This window comes from Streptomyces atratus (assembly GCF_040655115.1).
Taxonomy (GTDB): Bacteria; Actinomycetota; Actinomycetes; order Streptomycetales; family Streptomycetaceae; genus Streptomyces; species Streptomyces atratus_D.
The window spans coordinates 202,589-220,780 of the sequence record NZ_JBFAJH010000007.1; the positions used below are offsets into that span (position 1 = coordinate 202,589).

The window sequence follows — 18,192 nt, forward strand, 5'->3', positions numbered from 1 at the left end:
CGGGGCACGCACCTCGCGGCGTTGTCGTCCCTCACCATGGCTCCGCCATGGATCGGTCCTCCGCCTTGCGATCCACGCACCCCGGCCCCGCTCCTTCACCCACGCCACCCGCGTCGGCCCCTCACTTACGGAGAAGACAGCAATGACCGAGAGCACGACCATCCGCTGGGAACAGGACGAGACCGGCGTCGTCACCCTCGTACTCGACGACCCCAACCAGTCCGCCAACACGATGAACCAGGCCTTCAAGGACTCCATCGCGGTCATCGCCGATCGCGCGGAAGCCGAGAAGGACTCCATCCGCGGCATCATCTTCACCTCCGCCAAGAAGACCTTCTTCGCGGGCGGCGACCTCAAGGACATGATCAAGGTCGGTCCTTCGAGCGCCCAGGACGCCTTCGACGTCGGCACCGCCATCAAGAACTCGCTGCGCCGCATCGAGACCCTCGGCATCCCCGTCGTCGCCGCCATCAACGGCGCCGCCCTCGGCGGCGGTTACGAGATCGCGCTCGCCTCCCACCACCGCATCGCCCTCGACGCGCCCGGCTCCCGCATCGGCCTGCCCGAGGTCACCCTTGGCCTGCTGCCCGCGGGCGGCGGCGTCACCCGCACCGTACGCCTCATGGGCATCGCCGACGCGCTGCTGAAGGTTCTCCTCCAGGGCACCCAGTACAGCCCGAAGCGCGCCCTGGAGAACGGCCTCGTCCACGAGGTCGCGGCCACCCCCGAGGAGATGCTCGACAAGGCCCGCGCCTTCATCGACGCCCACCCCGAGTCCCAGCAGCCCTGGGACGTCAAGGGCTACAGGATCCCCGGCGGTACCCCGTCGAATCCGAAGTTCGCCGCCAACCTGCCCGCCTTCCCGGCCAACCTGAAGAAACAGCTCGCCGGCGCCCCCATGCCCGCGCCGCGCAACATCCTGGCCGCCGCCGTCGAGGGCTCCCAGGTCGACTTCGAGACCGCGCTGACCATCGAGGCCCGGTACTTCACCGAGCTCGTCACCGGCCAGATCTCGAAGAACATGATCCAGGCGTTCTTCTTCGACCTCCAGGCCGTCAACTCCGGCGCCAGCCGCCCCAAGGGCATCGAGGAGCGTCAGGTCCGCAAGGTCGCCGTCCTCGGCGCCGGAATGATGGGCGCCGGTATCGCGTACTCCTGCGCCCGCGCCGGCATCGACGTCGTCCTCAAGGACGTCTCCACGGAGGCGGCCGCCAAGGGCAAGGCGTACAGCGAGAAACTCCTCGCCAAGGCGCTCTCCCGGGGCCGCACGACCGAGGCCAAGCGCGACGAGCTGCTGGCCCGCATCACCCCGACCGGCGACCCGGCCGATCTGGCGGGCTGCGACGCCGTCATCGAGGCGGTCTTCGAGGACACGGCGCTCAAGCACAAGGTGTTCCAGGAGATCCAGGACATCATCGAGCCCGACGCGCTGCTCTGCTCCAACACCTCGACCCTGCCGATCACGGTCCTTGCCGAGGGCGTCACGCGCCCCGCCGACTTCATCGGCCTGCATTTCTTCTCGCCCGTCGACAAGATGCCGCTGGTCGAGATCATCAAGGGCGAGCAGACCGGCGACGAGGCACTGGCACGCGCCTTCGATCTGGTCCGCCGGATCCAGAAGACGCCGATCGTCGTCAACGACTCGCGTGGCTTCTTCACCTCGCGCGTCATCGGCCAGTTCATCAACGAGGGCGTCGCCATGGTCGGCGAGGGCGTCGAGCCCGCGTCGGTCGAGCAGGCCGCGGCCCAGTCCGGCTACCCGGCCAAGGTCCTCTCGCTGATGGACGAGCTGACGCTGACCCTGCCGCGCAAGATCCGCAACGAGACGAAGCGCGCGGTCGAGGAGGCGGGCGGCACATGGGCCGGGCATCCTGCGGACGCGGTCATCGACCGGATGGTCGACGAATTCGGACGCACCGGACGCAGCGGTGGCGCGGGCTTCTACGACTACGACGAGGACGGCAAGCGGGCCCGGCTGTGGCCGGGGCTGCGCGAGCATTTCGGGGGTTCCGGGGGTCGCCCCTCGGGCCAGCACAGCACGAAGACCGGCACCGACATCCCCTTCGTCGACATGAAGGAGCGGATGCTTTTCTCCGAGGCCCTGGACAGTGTCCGATGTCTGGAGGAGAACGTCCTCATCTCGGTCGCCGACGCCAACATCGGCTCCATCATGGGCATCGGTTTCCCGCCGTGGACCGGAGGCGTGCTCCAGTACATCAACGGGTACGAGGGCGGCCTGCCCGGCTTCGTGGCGCGCGCCCGGGAACTCGCCGAGAAGTACGGCGACCGGTTCCTGCCGCCCGCGCTGCTGGTGGAGAAGGCCGAGAAGGGCGAGACCTTCCACGACTGACCGGCGGCCCAGCGGGCCACGTACGGCCGGAGGCTGCGGCATCCGCACCCTCCGGCCGGAAATTACCGGGTGGACAGCGGGACACCCTGCTAGCGTCAGAGCCATGAAGCGTGCTGCCATGACGACGACGCCGGAGAGTGTCCCGGCGCGCTGACAGATGTCTCAGTCCAAGCCCCGGGGCGAGTGCCCCGGGGCTTCGGCTTGTGGTCACTCGCCCGATGACCGCGAGGAGACCGCCATGCACGACCACCGCAAGCTTGGCCGCGAACTGGCCCTGTTCGACACCGACCCGCTGATCGGCGCGGGACTCCCGTACTGGCTGCCCGACGGCGCGACCGTGCGGCACACCCTGGAGGAGTACATCCGCACCGCTGAGCGGCGGGCCGGCTACCGGCATGTGTACTCGCCGGTGCTGGGCAAGCGGGAGCTGTACGAGATCTCCGGGCACTGGTCGCACTACAGCGACGACATGTTCCCGCCGATGGACCTGGGCTCGGAACAGGTCGTCCTGCGGCCGAGCCTGTGCCCCCACCACGCGGTGATCTACCGCTCCCGCTCCCACAGCTACCGGGAACTGCCGCTGCGCATGGCCGAACTGGGCGGCATGTACCGCTCCGAACTCTCCGGCGTGCTCGGCGGACTGACCCGCGTCCGGGCCATCCAGCTGAACGACGCGCACATCTTCTGCACCCTGGACCAAGTCGCCGACGAGGCGCGGGCCGCCCTGGAGATGATCCGCAGTGCCTATGAGGCGCTGGGCATCCGCCCGGCACGCTACCGGCTCTCCCTCCCCGGCCCCGGCGGCAAGTACGTGGCCGACCCCGAGAAGTGGCAGCGGTCCACCGCCCTGCTCACCGAGGTACTCGACCGCTCGGGCCTGCCGTACGACTCGGCGGAGGGCGAGGCCGCGTTCTACGGCCCGAAGATCGATGTCCAGGTCACCGATGGTGCGGGCAGGGAATCCACCCTGTCCACCGTCCAGGTCGACTTTCACCAGCCCGAGCAGTTCGACCTGCACTACATCGGCGCGGACGGCGCGAAACACCGGCCGGTCATGATCCACCGCAGCGTCATCGGCAGCGTGGAGCGGGCCGTCGCCCACCTCATCGAACAGCACGGCGGCGCCTTCCCCGCCTGGCTCGCCCCGACCCAGCTGGCGATCCTCCCGGTCTCCGAGGCTGAACTGCCGAACGCCGTCGCGCTGGCCGCGCGCTGCACCGGGCGCGGGCTGCGCGCCGAGGTCGCCGGGCCGGAACGCGGCACCCTGGGCGCCCGCATCCGGGAGGAACGCTTGGTGCCGTACCAAGCGGTGATCGGAGCCAAGGAAGCCGTCGACGACCACGTCGCCGTACGGCTGCGCGACGGACGCCGCCTCGACCCGCAACCCGCCGACGCCTTCCTCGAACGGATCGGCGCGCTCATCGACGCCCACAGCACCGGGCTGTGGGACGACGCCGCGTAACGGACCGTCCACCAGCAGTGAGCCCCTGTCGCCGACGGGGCTCACTCCGCTGTGAACGCCGCCCGCAGCTCTTCCCTGAGCGACCGCTGGAACGCGGTCACCAGCGCCTGCAGCACCATCGGCTGCATATGGGCCGACAGCGACTTCATCGCCGCCACATGCTCCGGGTCCGACTCCCGCTCCCGGTACGGATTCCACACCTCGTCCCGGAACAGCCGCGTCAGCTCGTGCGCGGCGGAACGGGTGTGCTCCAGCAGCACCGTACGGGCGGCGAGGATCGTCTCGTGCGCGATCGGAACGTCGAGCAGCTCGACGCCGAGACGCAGCAGCCCGGGATCGACCCGGTAGCTCCCGGCCGCCGCCTCCGCACGCACCAGAACGCCCATCGCGGCCAGCCGGTCGATGTCCCCCTCGGCCAGCGCCCGTCCCGCCCGCCGCTCCAGCTCCGCCCGGGTCGCGTCCTCCGCCGAGTCCGGCGCCCAGGACGCCACCATCGCCCGGTGGATCGCCAGGTCGTGCGCGCTCAGATCGGGCGGCAGCTGCTCCAGATAGCGTTCGATCGCGGCGAGGGTCATGCCCTGGTGCTGAAGTTCCTCGATCAGCGCCAGCCGCGAGAGGTGCTCGTGCCCGTAGTGACCGACCCGGCGCGGTCCGATCACCGGGGGCGGCAGGAGCCCCCGCGTGCTGTAGAAACGCACGGTGCGTACGGTGACTCCGGCGCGCGCCGCCAGCTCGTCGACGGTGAGCGTCGGCTCCTCGGTCCCGGTCGCCATGTCTGCTCCTCGCTCCTGACCGCTGGGCACTGCTGTCCTCGGTCACGGCTGTACGTGGGCACGGCCGCATCCGTTGCATCCATCCGGTTCAACAGTATTGCTGTCTCACCACTGTTGTGAAAGTGTCCGGCAGCATCGAAGCGCAGTCCCACCTCCCGGTACGGACCCGCACGGTCCGGCCGATGGCGCCAGGAGGCGGCCGTGACCACGATCCTGCGACTTCCCGCCGGACCCGGGCAACTTCACGCTCCCCGCCCTGCTGCTGCGCAACGCCGAGGACCATGGTGATCTTCCGGCGCTCTCGTGGCGGGCCGACGGTGGCGACTCCGGATGGACGACCCTCACCTGGCGCGAGGTGCGGCGCAGGACGGGCGAACTCGCCACCGGATACTCCGGGGAGCCGTTCCGGTGCCGGTGTACTCCCCCGCGGCCCCCCGGACAGATCGCGCACATCGCCCGGCACAGCCGCGACACGTACGGCGAGCTCATCGAGGCGCTGTACGGGGACCGTTGAACTCGGCCGGTTGTCAGTCGCGGCTCCTACGCTGGTGTCATGGCGGAGATCAAGTATGTACGGGGGGACGCCACCGCACCCCAGGGCAAGGGCGTCAAGCTGATCACGCATGTCTGCAACGACCTGGGCGGGTGGGGCAAGGGCTTCGTCCTCGCCGTGTCGCACCGCTGGCCCGAACCGGAAGCCGCGTACCGCCGCTGGCACCGGGAGCGCGCGGGCAACGACTTCGGCCTGGGCGCCGTGCAGTTCGTCCAGGTGGGGCCGTATGTGTGGGTGGCGAACATGGTGGGGCAGCGGGGCATGCGCACGGGCAGCAAGGGGGTGCCCGTGCGGTACGAGGCGATCGACACGGCGCTGCAGGCGGTGGCCGAACGGGCGGTCGAACTGGGGGCGTCGGTCCACATGCCGCGGATCGGGTGCGGCCTCGCGGGCGGTAAGTGGTCCCGGACAGAGCCGTTGATCGAGCGTCGGCTGCTGAGCCGGGGGATACCCGTGACGGTGTACGACTACGAGTAGGCGCCGGGCGCGGAACCCGCGTACCGGTGGACCATCGCCCACCGTAGGCTCCCGGCCATGCGAACCGACAGCACTCCGGAAGCCCGCGCCCTTCTGATCACCGGCACCGTCGGGGCCGGTAAGACGTCGGTGGCCGGCGCCGTGGGTCATCTGCTCACCGGCGCCGGGATACCCAACGCCGTCATCGACATGGACTGGCTGCGCCGGACCTGGCCCGCGCCCGCCGACGACCGCTTCAACTTCGCCCTGCTGCTGCGCAATCTGCGGTGCATGGTCGGCAACTACCTTGATGCGGGCGTCACCCGGCTCGTTCTCGCGGGCGTCGTCGAGGACGTGGAGGACCGCAAGCAGTGCGGCGAGGCGGTGGGTGTCGGCCTGTCCGTGTGCCGACTCCTGGTCGAGCTGCCGGTGGTCCGGCAGCGGCTGACCCGGCGCCATGCGGACGAGCCCGAGGCGCTGCGCTGGCACCTGGACCGATCGGGGGAGCTGGACGGGATCCTCGATCGGGCCCGGGTGGAGGACTTCACGGTCGAGGCAACCGGCCGATCCGTCGACCAGGCCGCGGCCGCGGTGCTGGAAGCCGTCGGCTGGCGGTGACGGAGGGCACCGCCTCCTGCGCACACAGCGGACGCCGGCCGAAACCGGCCCCGCCGCCCTTGCGGCTCGCCGGTTCGCCCACGATCGCATACTGGAACACACACCAGCCGGGCCCCCGCCCGGCCCGCATGCCACCGACCGCTGGGAGTACCCGCATGAGCAGCGAAGCACCCCGTGACAGGGATCGGGAGCGGGATCCCGAGCCGCCGCCGCCCGGCGGAGTGCTGTGGAGCCTCGCCGGGGACGTCCGCGCCCTGCTGATGCTCCCCGCCGCCCTCACCCTGCAGGTCGCGCACCCGGCGGTCGGCGCGGGCGTCGACGAGCACTCGGTGTTCCGTACGGACCCGTGGGGGCGCGGCGAGCGGTCCCTGCGCTCGCTCCAGCTCTGGGTGTACGGGGGCGAGGAAGCAGCCGAGGAGGGGCGCAGGCTGCGGAAGCTGCATCGCACCATTCAGGGCACGGACAGCCGAGGGCGCCGCTATCACGCACTGTCACCGGAGAACTACGCGTGGGTGCATGCCACCGGCTTCCCCGTCTACCGGCACGCCACGCGCTATCTCGTCCGACCCCTCACCGAGGCGCAGGAACGAGCCCTGTACCGGGAATGGCTCCAGGTCGGCCGGGTTCTCGGCATCCACGACCGGGACATGCCGCAGTCGATCGAGGAGTTCTGGCCGTACTTCCGCAAGATGCTCGCCGACGAGATCGAGGCGACCGTCGTCGTCGAGGAGCTGGTCGCCACCGACCGGCCGGTACCGCCGCCGGACCGGGGTCCGCTGCCGGTCAGGTTGCTGCTCAAGGCCCTGTGGCCCCTCCTGTTCCCGCCGCTGGCCCGGTTCCGCAGGTTCATCACCATCGGGCTGATGCCGCCGGACGCGCGCGAGGCGATCGGTCTGGAGTGGACGGACGCGCAGGAGCGCAAACTGCGGCGGTTCTGCGGTGTCGTCCGGGTCGTGGTGCCCGTGCTTCCTGAGCGGCTGCGCTATCTGCCCTTCGCCCGCAAGGCGCGGGCGGAGCACCGCAGGGCGGTCCGGGGCGCTTCTCGCTGAAGGTCCTCCGCAGTGGACGGGCGGCTGGTCGGCGCCACCCGTGCCCGTCGCCAGGGGCTGTGGGGGTGATCTCCAACTCCTGGGTGCCAGTCCTTGCGTACGGGGCCTTCGTCCCGTTCACCCGCACCTCGGAGACATCGAGCCCGAAGCCGAGGTTGAAGCGCGACAGATTCTGGGTGGTGGTCGCGAGGGCGTCGCCGTGCCCTCCAACAGGTCCGTCTGCGGCTGGTATTTCAGCCGCAGTTCGTAGTGGGAAACGTCGTAGTCGCCGTTGCCGCCGGCCGGGTAGTAGGGGTCGCCGATACCCGGGACTCCGCGGTGCCTTCGGCGGCCGATGCCGGGATCGCCGGCAGCAGGCAGGCCGCGAGTGCGCTCGGGACGATGAGTCTGCGGTGCACGAATACTCCAAGTCTTCGGGGCGGATGACCTTTCCGACCGGTCCTTTCGACACTGTTCAGCGTTCCCCGCCCTGGTCGTGTCCATGGCCACCCCTGTCACACGATCGCCATTCGGCCGCGAAGGCACCTTGACTGCCTTTCCGTCACATCGGCCTGTGATCGCCCCCTGTTGCACAGGAGTTGACCGGGGTACCGTCCGCAGATGCCGATACGTGCGCGGAGCACCCGCTTGACGTACAGATCGCTGGTGGTGGCGGCCTCGGCCGCCCTGATGACCGTCCTGCTCTCGCCGGCAGGTGCACAGGGCGCGAGCCCGCGGGAGAGCAGAGCCGTCTACTCGTACGGGAACGCCGTCCGTGAGTCCGTCTGGGTGGACACGGGACTGGACGGTGACGGAGACGGGACGAGCGACCGCGTCGCCGTCGACATCGTCCGGCCGCGCGAACCCGCGCAACAGGGCCGGAAGATACCCGTGATCATGGACGCCAGCCCGTACTACTCGTGCTGCGGGCGGGGCAACGAGAGCCAGTTGAAGACCTACGACACCAACGGCGACCCCGTCCAGTTCCCTTCGTCCTCTGGCCCCGCAACCTCAACGCCACCGACCGGGTGCACAACGAATCGCGGACCCTGGCGGAACAGTACGTGCGGCCCACCGCCAAGGACGCCGGCTACAGCAGCGGCCTCTACGGGATCTGGACCGACCCGGTCACCGGAGACCCGATCAAGCAGACGGCGGGCGACGGACAGGAGCGCATCCTGCGCAACACCTCGGGCATCAAGCACGCGGTGGGCCTGCTCATCGAGTCCCGCGTCGATGCGCTCACCGACGCCGAGAAGGCCGACCCGGCCCTCAACAGCCGACGCCGCGTCGACTCTCAACTCACCGCGCTCGACGGTCTGTTCCGCTTCACAGACGAACGGCGTGGCCCCATCGGCGCCGCCACCGCCGCATCGCGTGCGGCCGGGTACGCCGACCGCGGTCCCGTCTACCTCGGTGGCGCGGACAACGAACCGGCCGGGCCCGCCGAAATCCTCCAGGACCCGCCGTGCGGCTACCGCCTCAGCGCCGCGCAGTTCGCCGACGTCAAGGACGAACTCGCCCTGCACGGTGTCACTTCCCGGCCCGACGGTGACGGAGCGTACGTACCGTTGCGGCAGTCGGCCCGTAACCTGATTCCGCTCCTCCTCGACGAGCGGGCGACCTATCACCTCACAAACGGTCAAGCCGATACGGCTTGTTGATCCCATGAACCATGTGATGCGTGTGGTACTGGCTACGGAGAGCGAAACTCAGCCTCCGTGAAAGGTGCCACTCGTGTCGCAGGACGAACGGAGAACGGGCGGCCGGGGGATCTGCCGGTCATGGCGGATCTGCCCGGCGACCTGACGCGAGACCGGCACCCCACGACCGGCCTTGAGTGTAGACGACCGTACGTCCCCGGCGAATATTGGAGTTTGGCTCCTATTGGGGTGACATAGATCAACCGTAGTACGCTGATCCGCGTGAAGATCGTCGTGCAGGTCAAGCTGATGCCGGATGCCGTACAGGCACCGGTCATCGGTGCGACCCTGCGCACGGTCAACGACCGGGCCAACTGGGTGTCCGGCGTGGCGTTCGAACACGGTGTGCCGCGTGAGTACGAACTGCGGAAGCACACCTACGCCGAGCTGAAAGCCTCCGGTCTCGGGGCGCAGACGGCTCAGTAAACGATCAAGAAGGTCCGCGACGCCTACACCACCTTGAAGGCGAACATCAAGGCCGGGAACCTTGGCAAGCCCGGATCGAAGCGCCGGGCCAAAGCGGAGTCCAAGCCCATCAGCTTCCGCCCCCAGGCCGCGCACCCGTTCGACGACCGGTGTCTGTCCTGGCAGTACGACGCGCGGACCGTCAGTATCTGGACCACAGCGGGGCGGCTCAGAAACGTCCGCTTCGTCTGCTCCGCCGACGCGCTCAGAACGCTCCGCGAGCACCGTCAGGGCGAGTCGGATCTGATCGAACGCGACGGAGTGTTCTACCTGATCGCGGTATGCGAGATCCCCGAGACCCCGGTCAACGAGAACCCGTCCGGGTTCATCGGCGTGGACCTCGGCATCGTCAACATCGCCACCACCTCCACCGGCTACCGGGCCGCCGGACGCGGCTTGAACCGGCACCGCAAGCGGCAGCGCGACTTGCGCCGCAAGCTCCAGACCAAGGGCACCCAGTCCGCCAAACGTCGGTTGAAGCACCGCAGCCGCAAGGAACAGCGGCACGCCGCGAACATCAACCACATCATCTCGAAGAAGATCGTCACCACCGCTGAACGCACCGGTCGCGGTATCGCCCTGGAAGACCTCACGGGCATCCGCGACCGGGTACGGCTCCGCAAGGACCAGCGGGCACAACTGCATTCGTGGAGCTTCCACCAGCTCGGCTCCTTCCTTGAGTACAAGGCACGCCGGGCCGGGGTGCCGCTGGTGTACGTCGATCCCGCGTACACCAGCCAGCAATGCTCCGAGTGCGGACACATCGACCGGAAGAACCGAGTCGGTCAAGCAACGTTCGCGTGCCGTGCCTGCGGCGTCACCATGCACGCGGACGACAACGCGTCCCACAACATCGACCGCAAGGGCGAGACCGTGTGGACTGCGGGGCCTGAGTCACGCGTCCCAGCCACCCCATAGGAGGCCTGGACGGAGGAGACAACCCAGCAGCCAGTTGGGCTCTACCTCCAAGCTCGGTTCTTCAGGACCGGGTCAAGTTGACGAGATGAGATCGGCCGCCGCCCGCGCGCAGCCCAGGGCCACCGTCACCCTCGCACCCCCGTGCCCGTAGTTGTGCACCAACCGTCCGCCGCCCGGCAGCGGTTCGGTCCCGATCCGCACCCCGGTGTCGCGTGCGGGACGCAGACCCACCAGGTGCCCGATGACCCGAGCCCCCGCGATCTCCGGTCGGATCCGGGCACACCGGGCCACGATCTCCTCGGCGGTACGTGGGTCGGGCACCGTGCTCCACTCGTCCACCTCGGCCATGCCGCCGAGAACCAGCCTCCCGGGCTGCGGGAAGAAGTACGTCGTCGCGTCCGACGCAGGGTTCGCCTCGGTGAACCACTCCTCGATCCCCGGGTTCTCCACCAGCACCAGCTGGCCGCGGACCGGGTGCGTGGAGATTCCGATGATCGGCACCGGCGCGAGCCTGAACGTCGCCGTCGCTGGATCGCTCGCCCTCTACAGACTGGCCGGGCTGCTCAGACACCTGTCGAGAGCGAAGCCGTCCGCCGATTAGGATCGACACCCTGATGACTGCCACTCTCGTCGCCAAGGACCTCGCCGCCGGACACGGCGACCGCACACTCTTCGCCGGACTCGACCTCGTCGTCGCACCCGGTGACGTGATCGGTCTCGTCGGAGTCAACGGAGCCGGAAAATCGTCCCTGCTCCGGCTGCTCGCCGGGCTCGACCGGCCGGAGGAGGGCGAGCTGCGCCTCTCCCCGCCCACCGCCACCGTCGGCCACCTCCCGCAGGAGCCGGAGCGCCGCCAGGACGAGACCGTACGGGACTTCCTCGCCCGCCGGACCGGCGTCGCCGACGCCCAGGCGGCGATGGACGCCGCCACCCAGGCCCTCGTCGACGAGGCACCGGGGGCGGACGACGCGTACTCCGAAACCCTCGAACGCTGGCTGGCCCTCGGCGGCGCCGACCTCGACGAGCGCGCCGAGGAGGTCGCCGCCGACCTCGGTCTGACGGTCGGCCTCGACCTGCCGATGACCGCGCTCTCCGGTGGCCAGGCCGCCCGCGCCGGACTCGCCTCGCTGCTTCTGTCGCGGTACGACGTCTTCCTTCTCGACGAGCCCACCAACGACCTGGACCTGGACGGACTGGAGCGACTGGAGCGGTACGTCTCCGGGCTCCGCGCAGGCACCGTCGTCATCAGCCACGATCGCGAGTTCCTGATGCGTACGGTCACCAAGGTCCTTGAACTCGATTTCGCCCAGCAGCAGATCAACCTCTACGGCGGCGGGTACGCGGCCTATCTGGAGGAGCGCGAACGGGCCCGCAGGCATGCCCGCGAGGAGTTCGACGAGTACGCCGACAAGCGCTCCGCCCTCGAAGGCCGCGCCCAGATGCAGCGCGGCTGGATGGACAAGGGCGTCAAGAACGCCCGCCGCAAGGCCACCGACTCCGACAAGATCGGCCGCAAGTTCCGCAGCGAAGCGAGCGAGAAGCAGGCTGCGAAGGCCCGGCAGACGCAGCGCATGATCGAACGGCTCGATGTCGTCGAGGAGCCGCGCAAGGAGTGGGAGCTGCGGATGGAGATCGCGACGGCCCCGCGCTCCGGATCGGTCGTCGCCACGCTCCGCGAGGCGCAGGTCGTGCGCGGCGACTTCACGTTCGGGCCGGCGTCGCTGCAGATCGACTGGGCGGACCGGGTGGCGATCACCGGGGCCAACGGTGCCGGCAAGTCCACTCTCCTCGCGGCGCTGCTCGGCCGCCTGCCGCTGGACTCGGGCCATGCGACGCTCGGCTCGGGCGTGGTCGTGGGCGAGGTGGACCAGGCGCGGAAGCTGTTCCACGGCTCGGAGACCTTGCTGGAGGCGTTCTGTGCGGCCGTCCCCGAGACCGAACCGGCCGAAGTCCGCACGCTGCTCGCCAAGTTCGGGCTGCGCGCGGACCATGTGATGCGGCCCGCCACGACCCTCTCCCCGGGCGAACGGACCCGGGCGGCCCTCGCTCTTCTCCAGGGCAAGGGCGTGAACCTCCTGGTCCTGGACGAGCCGACGAACCACCTCGACCTGCCCGCGATCGAGCAGCTGGAGTCGGCGCTCGACTCCTACACCGGGACGTTGCTGTTGGTCACGCACGACCGGCGCATGCTGGATGTCGTCCGCACCACGCGCATGCTGCGCGTGGACGGGGGCAGGGTCACCGAGAGCTGAGGGTTCAGCGGCCGCGGACGCCGTCCAGGGCGATCTCCAGGACGCGGTCGCGCTGTCCGGTCGTGGGGTCCGACGCCCCGGTGATGCCCGCGACCATGCGGATCAGGTGCTCGGCCTGTTCGGCGTCGCCGTCGTGCTGTTCGCCGCGTGGCTGTTCGCCGAGTCGCGGGCCGAACACCCGCTGATCGATCTGCGGATCAGCGGCTGTGCCCGGTGTGGACGACCAACACGGTCACCCCGTTGTTCGGGGCAGGCATGTACGCGGTGTGGTCGTTCCTGCCCGGCTTCGCGCAGACCCCGTCGGCCGTCGGGTACGGATTCGGCTCCGGTGTCACCGGGACCGGACTGCTGATGCTGCCCATGCTGGTCGCGATGTTCGCCTCCGGTGTGCTCCCTATCCCGGCCGAGTCCGGGCGGTACCCGTGGTGAATTCCGGGCGGGTACGCCGGGGGCCTGCCGGGCCTCGTCCCCCGACCCGGCCGCCCCCGGCATCGTCAGCGCCTGCCGCGGCGGTCCGTGGGATTGCCGCCGTCCGTCAGGCCCGCGCGACGCAGCGCATCGGCCATCGCACTGTTCGCGGGGGCCGGGGCCGCCGCCTGGCGGGCGCCGCCCCCGCCGTCGCGCCGGTCGCGCGGGGTGCGCTGCTGGGGCGGGCGGGAATCCTGGCCGCGCTCGCGGCGCCGGCCCGGGCCGCCGCCGGAGGCCTGCGGCGACGCCTCGTCGTCCAGCCGCAGCGTCAACGAGATCCGCTTCCGCGGAATGTCGACCTCCATCACCTTCACCTTCACGATGTCGCCAGGCTTCACGACATCCCGCGGATCCTTCACGAACGTCTTCGACATCGCCGACACATGCACCAGACCGTCCTGGTGCACACCGATGTCCACGAACGCCCCGAACGCCGCGACATTCGTGACGACCCCCTCCAGCACCATTCCGGGGGCCAGATCGCCGATCTTCTCGACGCCCTCCTTGAAGGTGGCCGTCTTGAACGCGGGCCGCGGGTCGCGACCCGGCTTTTCCAGTTCCCTCAGGATGTCGGTGACCGTCGGCAGCCCGAACGTCTCGTCCACGAAGTCGTCCGCCCGCAGCGACCGCAGCACACCCGAGTTGCCGACCAGCGACGCGACGTCGCCGCCCACTGTCTTCGCCATCCGCCGCACCACCGGGTACGCCTCCGGGTGCACGCTCGACGCGTCGAGCGGGTCGTCGCCCCGGATCCGGAGGAAGCCCGCACACTGCTCGTACGCCTTCGGGCCCAGCCGCGCCACGTCCTTCAGCGCCTTCCGGGACCGGAACGGCCCGTTCGTGTCCCGGTGCGCGACGATGTTCTCGGCGAGACCGGAGCCGATGCCGGAGACCCGCGAGAGCAGCGGGGCGGACGCGGTGTTGACGTCGACACCGACGCCGTTCACACAGTCCTCGACGACCGCGTCCAGTGAGCGCGACAGCTTCACTTCGGACAGGTCGTGCTGGTACTGGCCGACACCGATCGACTTCGGGTCGATCTTCACGAGTTCGGCCAGCGGGTCCTGCAGCCGACGTGCGATCGACACCGCACCGCGCAGCGACACGTCCATGTCGGGGAGTTCCTGCGAGGCGAAGGCGGAGGCCGAGTAGACCGATGCGCCCGCCTCGGACACCATCACCCTGGTGAGCTTCAGCTCCGGGTGCCTCTCGCACAGTTCACCCGCGAGCTTGTCCGTCTCGCGGGACGCCGTGCCGTTGCCGATCGCGATCAGATCGACGGAGTGCTCCTTCGCCAGCCGCTCCAGCTTGGCCAGGGACTCGTCCCACTTGTTCGCCGGGACGTGCGGGTAGATGACGTCCGTCGCGACGACCTTGCCGGTCGCGTCGACGACGGCGACCTTCACACCCGTACGGAAACCGGGGTCGAGCCCCAGCGTGGCACGCGTCCCGGCTGGCGCGGCGAGCAGCAGGTCGCGCAGGTTCGACGCGAAGACCCGTACCGCCTCGTCCTCCGCCGCCGTCCGCAGCCGCAGCCGCAGATCGATCCCGAGGTGTACGAGGATCCGGGTCCGCCACGCCCACCGCACCGTGTCGCCGAGCCACTTGTCGCCCGGGCGGCCCCGGTCGGCCACGCCGAAACGGCGGGCGACCATGTTCTCGTACGTCGAAGGGCCCGGCGTCTCCGAGGGCTCCTCCGGCTCCAGGACCAGGTCGAGCACGTCCTCCTTCTCACCCCGGAGCATCGCGAGGACCCGGTGCGAGGGCAGCGCGGTGAACGGCTCGGCGAAGTCGAAGTAGTCGGCGAACTTCGCGCCCGCCTCCTCCTTGCCGTCCCGCACCTTCGCCGCCAGCCGCCCGCGCGACCACATGCGCTCACGCAGCTCGCCGATCAGGTCCGCGTCCTCGGAGAACCGCTCGGCGAGAATGGCACGGGCACCCTCCAGAGCCGCGGCCGGGTCCGCGACGCCCTTGCCGGCGTCGACGAAGGCGGCGGCAGCGGCGAGCGGTTCGACGGACGGGTCGCCCAGCAGACCGTCGGCGAGCGGTTCGAGACCTGCCTCCCGGGCGATCTGCGCCTTCGTCCGCCGTTTCGGCTTGAACGGCAGATAGATGTCCTCGAGCCGCGCCTTGGTGTCGGCGGCCCGGATCTGCGCCTCCAGGGCGTCGTCGAGCTTGCCCTGTTCGCGTACGGATTCGAGGATCGCCGCCCGCCGGTCCTCCAGTTCCCGCAGGTACCGCAGCCGTTCCTCGAGCGTGCGCAGCTGCGCATCGTCGAGCATCTCGGTCGCTTCCTTGCGGTAGCGCGCGATGAACGGCACGGTCGACCCGCCGTCGAGCAGCTCGACGGCCGCCTTCACCTGCCGCTCGCGTACGCCGAGCTCCTCGGCGATCCTGCCTTCGATGGACGTCGTCACGGTTCTACCGACTCGCCTTCTCGTACTGGCTGTGCTGGGCTGTACTGGCTGTGCTTACCGGGGCGGGGCCCCTTCCGTCTGCATTGTGCCGGGTGGCCGGGCGCCGTGTCGCCCGACCACCCCACTTGTCCGCCGGTCGGCGGGTCGGCGGGATCAGCCCTTGCCGACCAGATCGGCCGGGAAGGCACCCGCAGAAACCGCCGTGAGGAGGAATCCGCGCGCCAGCTCGGTGAGCCGCTCCACGCCCTCCGCTCCCAGATGCTCGTACGGTGCCAGGTCCATCCGGTCCGTGGTGTCCTCCAGCTCCGCCCGCAGTGCGACGCCCGCCTCCGTCAACTCGCCCTCGCCGTCCAGGAGTCCGCGCCGGCGCAGCCGTTCGGCCGCGTCCTCCCAGTCCGGGCGGCGCCAGCCGCGGGTGGCGAGCACCCAGCGCGGGGACATTCCCTTTCCGGTCGCGGTGTGGCTGACCAGGGCCTCGACCGGGTCGAGACCGGCGGCGAGGAGCGCGGCGAGATGGCCGTCACCGCGGTGTTCGCGCAACAGCGTCCCGGCGTGCCAGTACGCCAGATGCGGCTGCTCCGGCACCGGCAGATCGGCGTGGGCGGCGTAGAGCGGCCGGGCGTGTCGCGTGCACGCCTCGGCGGCGCGCAGCGCCAGCTCCGCGGCCTCGGCCAGATCGGGGGAGTCGATGATCTCCGGGCCGAGCAGCCGGCGCAGCGTCGTGTCCGCGGCCCGCAGCCGGGCGTCCAGGACCGCCTGCGGCGAGGCGACGGACCACACCGCGGGGAGGTGCCGGGCGAGGAGTTCGTGGTTGAAGTTGTAGAAGGTGGCGGTGACCGTGCCTGGTCCGACGGCGCCGAGCGCCGCTCCGCGTGCGGCGAAGTAGGCGGCGTTCGAGTCGTGGATGCCGAGCTCTCCGAGCTCCTTGCCGAGGTCGGGGGAGAAGTAGACCGTCGAGTGCAGCGGGTTGATGGCGTTGTGGCAGCGGCGTCCGGCGCGCGGCGGCAGAGTACTCATGCCCGAACGTTACCGACTGGTCAGTACGTCCCGTAACCCCGGAGCCACACCCAATTTCGACCGGGACCGGCACGGCAGGAAAGGTGGGTTCTTCGTCATTGCAGCCATCGTCGTGGCCGCCCAGGACGGCAGACATGACGCAGCGATCCGTACTCGTCGTCCTCTTCGACGGTGTTCAGAGTCTCGACGTGACCGGGCCCATGGAGGTTTTCGCCGGTGCCTCCCGCTTCCCGGACGTCACGTACGAGCTCCGCACCGCCTCCCTCGACGGGGCACCGGTCCGCACAAGCGTCGGCCTCACCCTCGTTCCGGACGGCAGTCTCGAACCGCCCCACACCCCCTTCGTCCCCGGCGGCCAGGGCACCCGTCACCCCGACCCAGCACTCGTCGACTGGCTGCGCACCCATGCCCCGCACGCCGAACGACTGGTCTCGGTCTGCACGGGAGCTCTGCTGCTCGCCGCCGCCGGCCTGCTGGACGGGCACCGGGTGACCACCCACTGGGTGGTCACCGAGTACCTCGCCCGCGCCTACCCGGCCGTCGAGGTCGACCCGGACCCGATCTTCGTACGCGCCTGCCGGCGTCTCGTCCGGCATCGACATGGGGCTCACCCTGCTCGGCCGGATCACCGGTGACGAGCATGCCCAGGCCGTGCAGCTGCTGACGGAGTACGACCCCCAGCCGCCGTACGACGCGGGGCCACCGGACAGGGCCCCGGCCGCGCTCGTCGAGGAGTTCCGCGCCAAGAGCCGCTTCATCCTTCGGTAGGGGGCGTGGCGTATCACGGCCGGCGCTCAGGTCGTCCAGGTAAAGCGCGGCGCCCGCCGCTCCAGGAAGGCGGCGACACCCTCCGCGGTGTCGCCGCTGTGGCGCGCCTGCTCCGCCCAGTACGCGTCCCGGTCTCCCCGCCCTGTGGCGAACTCCTTCGCCGCCGCCTGCGTCAGCTGCGAGCGCGAGGCCAGGATCCGTGCGTACGCCTCCACCCGCTTGTCCAGCTCACCGGCCGGCAGCACCTCGTCCACCAGGCCGGTCCGCAGCGCCCGTTCCGTGCCGATCAACTCGCCGGAGAACAGCAGATGCTTTGCCGCGGCCGGTCCGATCAGTGAGACCAGCCGCCGGGTCGACGACGCGGCGTAGACGATCCCGAGCTTGGCCGGGGTGACGCCGAAGGACGCGCCCTCCTCGGCGAACCGCAGATCGCAGGAGGCCGCCAGCTGGCTGCCGCCGCCCACGCAGTAGCCGCGCACCGCCGCGAGCGTCGGCCGGGGGAAGGCGGCCAGGGCCTCCTCGGCCGCCACCGCCAGAGCCTGCGGATCGTACGCCGGATCGCTCGCCCGCTCCTGCAGCGAGGAGATGTCCGCGCCTGCACAGAAGGTGCCCCCGGCGCCGGTCAGAACCAGGGCGCGGACGGTGCGGTCGGCGGCCAGCCGCTCCAGCAGTCCGGGCAGCGCCTGCCACATGGCGGCCGTCATGGCGTTGCGCTTGGCCGGGTTGCTGATCACGACGGTGGCGAAGCCCTCCGCGACGGTGAGCTGCAGCTGCGGTTCCGTACGGTCCATGAGCCGGATGCTATCCGTCCCGTTCGAACCTATGATCAAGAAGGGTCGCGAGGCAGGCGCGGACCGTCAGGAGTTGTCGGATGGCCGGCCCCGAACTCCAGCGAAGGAAACCGAGCCGCAGCCTCGACACTCGGCCTGTTCCTCTCGCCGGCG

The 18,192-nt window shown here is 70.2% G+C and carries 10 protein-coding genes and 8 pseudogenes; 11 read left to right on the forward strand and 7 right to left on the reverse strand.

The genetic code is table 11. The annotated features are described in order from the left end of the window. Window positions 1–142 precede the first annotated feature (142 nt). Complete coding sequence (locus AB0I23_RS11760; protein ID WP_359109065.1) at window positions 143–2,350, forward strand: 3-hydroxyacyl-CoA dehydrogenase NAD-binding domain-containing protein; 2,208 nt, start codon at window positions 143–145, stop codon at window positions 2,348–2,350. Window positions 2,351–2,507: 157 nt separating this feature from the next. Then, the gene (gene thrS, locus AB0I23_RS11765; RefSeq protein ID WP_359109066.1) at window positions 2,508–3,812 is read left to right on the forward strand and encodes a threonine--tRNA ligase; all 1,305 of its coding nucleotides are present in this window, start codon (window positions 2,508–2,510) and stop codon (window positions 3,810–3,812) included. A gap of 41 nt (window positions 3,813–3,853) precedes the next feature. On the opposite strand, the gene AB0I23_RS11770 is transcribed toward thrS, so the two are convergent. Beyond that, window positions 3,854–4,585 carry a MerR family transcriptional regulator gene (locus AB0I23_RS11770; protein ID WP_359109067.1) on the reverse strand — a complete coding sequence of 244 codons (732 nt, stop codon included), beginning with the start codon at window positions 4,583–4,585 and terminating at the stop codon, window positions 3,854–3,856. Window positions 4,586–5,138: 553 nt separating this feature from the next. Here AB0I23_RS11770 and AB0I23_RS11780 point away from each other — a divergent pair. The 3 genes from AB0I23_RS11780 to AB0I23_RS11790 all read left to right on the forward strand — a co-directional run bounded on the left by AB0I23_RS11780 (window position 5,139) and on the right by AB0I23_RS11790 (window position 7,261). Further along, window positions 5,139–5,615 (forward strand): macro domain-containing protein, encoded by a 477-nt coding sequence (locus tag AB0I23_RS11780; RefSeq protein ID WP_359109068.1) that lies wholly within the window; start codon window positions 5,139–5,141, stop codon window positions 5,613–5,615. 57 nt (window positions 5,616–5,672) lie between these two features. Continuing rightward, the gene (locus tag AB0I23_RS11785) at window positions 5,673–6,212 is read left to right on the forward strand and encodes a hypothetical protein (RefSeq protein ID WP_359109069.1); all 540 of its coding nucleotides are present in this window, start codon (window positions 5,673–5,675) and stop codon (window positions 6,210–6,212) included. 155 nt (window positions 6,213–6,367) lie between these two features. Then, complete coding sequence (locus AB0I23_RS11790) at window positions 6,368–7,261, forward strand: oxygenase MpaB family protein (RefSeq protein ID WP_359109070.1); 894 nt, start codon at window positions 6,368–6,370, stop codon at window positions 7,259–7,261. 52 nt (window positions 7,262–7,313) lie between these two features. Here AB0I23_RS11790 and AB0I23_RS11795 read toward each other — a convergent pair. After that, window positions 7,314–7,659: pseudogene (locus tag AB0I23_RS11795) on the reverse strand (M1 family peptidase); the annotation flags it as partial. 202 nt (window positions 7,660–7,861) lie between these two features. On the opposite strand from AB0I23_RS11795, the pseudogene AB0I23_RS11800 reads away from it, so the two are divergent. The 3 pseudogenes from AB0I23_RS11800 to AB0I23_RS11810 form a co-directional block, all read left to right on the forward strand. Then, window positions 7,862–8,230 (forward strand): annotated as a pseudogene (locus tag AB0I23_RS11800) (CocE/NonD family hydrolase); the annotation flags it as partial. Beyond that, window positions 8,230–8,904: pseudogene (locus AB0I23_RS11805) on the forward strand (carboxypeptidase); the annotation flags it as partial. The pseudogenes AB0I23_RS11800 and AB0I23_RS11805, both read left to right, overlap by 1 nt. Before the next feature lie 288 nt (window positions 8,905–9,192). Continuing rightward, window positions 9,193–10,326 (forward strand): annotated as a pseudogene (locus AB0I23_RS11810) (RNA-guided endonuclease InsQ/TnpB family protein). Window positions 10,327–10,398: 72 nt separating this feature from the next. Here AB0I23_RS11810 and AB0I23_RS11815 read toward each other — a convergent pair. Next, window positions 10,399–10,803: pseudogene (locus AB0I23_RS11815) on the reverse strand (FAD-dependent oxidoreductase); the annotation flags it as partial. 137 nt (window positions 10,804–10,940) lie between these two features. Here AB0I23_RS11815 and AB0I23_RS11820 point away from each other — a divergent pair. Next, entirely contained in the window at window positions 10,941–12,578 is a 1,638-nt protein-coding gene (locus AB0I23_RS11820; RefSeq protein WP_359109071.1) for an ABC-F family ATP-binding cassette domain-containing protein, read from the forward strand. 4 nt (window positions 12,579–12,582) lie between these two features. On the opposite strand, the pseudogene AB0I23_RS11825 reads toward AB0I23_RS11820, so the two are convergent. Beyond that, window positions 12,583–12,684: pseudogene (locus AB0I23_RS11825) on the reverse strand (TetR/AcrR family transcriptional regulator); the annotation flags it as partial. On the opposite strand from AB0I23_RS11825, the pseudogene AB0I23_RS11830 reads away from it, so the two are divergent. Further along, window positions 12,682–12,971 (forward strand): annotated as a pseudogene (locus AB0I23_RS11830) (MFS transporter); the annotation flags it as partial. The pseudogenes AB0I23_RS11825 and AB0I23_RS11830 sit on opposite strands and share 3 nt — an antisense overlap. Window positions 12,972–13,072: 101 nt before the next feature. Here the strand turns inward: AB0I23_RS11830 and AB0I23_RS11835 are convergent. Both AB0I23_RS11835 and AB0I23_RS11840 read right to left on the reverse strand, forming a co-directional pair. Then, entirely contained in the window at window positions 13,073–15,463 is a 2,391-nt protein-coding gene (locus AB0I23_RS11835; RefSeq protein ID WP_359109072.1) for a Tex family protein, read from the reverse strand. A gap of 153 nt (window positions 15,464–15,616) precedes the next feature. After that, entirely contained in the window at window positions 15,617–16,480 is an 864-nt protein-coding gene (locus tag AB0I23_RS11840; RefSeq protein WP_359109074.1) for an SCO6745 family protein, read from the reverse strand. Window positions 16,481–16,614: 134 nt separating this feature from the next. Between AB0I23_RS11840 and AB0I23_RS11845 the strand changes: the two are divergent. Beyond that, window positions 16,615–17,134 (forward strand): annotated as a pseudogene (locus tag AB0I23_RS11845) (DJ-1/PfpI family protein); the annotation flags it as partial. Between the two features lie 140 nt (window positions 17,135–17,274). Here the strand turns inward: AB0I23_RS11845 and AB0I23_RS11855 are convergent. After that, window positions 17,275–18,039, reverse strand: coding sequence for an enoyl-CoA hydratase/isomerase family protein (locus AB0I23_RS11855; protein WP_359109075.1), 765 nt, complete (start codon window positions 18,037–18,039; stop codon window positions 17,275–17,277). Window positions 18,040–18,192: the final 153 nt, after the last annotated feature.